Genomic DNA, 514 nt, shown 5'->3' with positions numbered 1-514 from the left:
CGGCCCACGCCGGTGCGGCCGGCACGCTCCACACCGCCCACGGGGCCTGGGCCAGCAGCGTCAGCCAGGCCACGAGCTGCTGTTCGACCCAGGCGCCGAGCGTCCACAGCAGCGGCCAGGCGGCGCCCAGCAGCGCGAGCGGCGTGATCACCAGCGTGATCAGCGGGATCGCGACCAGGTTCGCCGCGAAGCCGACCAGCGAGATCTGCTGGAAGAAGACCAGCGTCAGCGGTGCCAGGCCGACGGTGGCGATCACCTGCGTGCGCAGGCCGGCCCGCAGGCTGCGCCACGCGGTGGCGAGCCGGCTGGCGGGCGCAGACGCCGAGGCGATGGCATGCACCGGCTCGGACGCCATCAGCAGCCCGACCGCCATGAACGACAGCCAGAAGCCCGGCTGCAGCAGCGCCCAGGGATCGCAGGCGCTGACCACCACCGCCGCGGCCAGCAGCACCAGCGGCCACGGCCAGCGGCGTGCACCGGCCTGCAGCAGCGTGACGACCGCGAGCATCCACAC

General features: G+C 74.3%; 1 protein-coding gene. It reads right to left on the bottom strand.

The window, feature by feature from the left end:
* On the bottom strand, nt 1-514 hold a 514-nt coding region (locus tag AC1D01_RS38285), incomplete at both ends, for a ComEC/Rec2 family competence protein (RefSeq protein WP_477875254.1).

The organism is Rhizobacter sp. P3_B12 (assembly GCF_056402895.1).
The sequence above is the reverse complement of the archived record's forward strand: the minus strand, read 5'-3'. Positions and strand labels throughout refer to the sequence as shown.